Raw genomic sequence first — 244 nt, forward strand, 5'->3', positions numbered from 1 at the left:
CCACGAGGTTTCACGTGTCTCGCGGTACTCGGGATCCGTCTACAAGTTTCGCAGATTTTCGGTTACGGGATTGTTACCCTCTGTGATGAGCCTTTCCAGACTGCTTCACCTATTCTGCTAACCCGATGTTGACGTCCCACAACCCCTGAGAGCAAGCTCTCAGGTTTGGGCTGTTCCGCGTTCGCTCGCCGCTACTGACGGAATCACTGTTGTTTTCTTCTCCTGAGGGTACTTAGATGTTTCA

1 rRNA gene is annotated in these 244 nt (G+C 52.0%); it reads right to left on the bottom strand.

Going from position 1 to position 244, the window contains the following annotated elements:
- Positions 1 to 244: ribosomal RNA gene (locus tag LRL21_RS45375) — 23S ribosomal RNA — on the bottom strand; the annotation flags it as partial.

Source organism: Paenibacillus periandrae, assembly GCF_022458865.1.
In the GTDB taxonomy this organism is placed as follows: Bacteria; Bacillota; Bacilli; order Paenibacillales; family NBRC-103111; genus Paenibacillus_S; species Paenibacillus_S periandrae.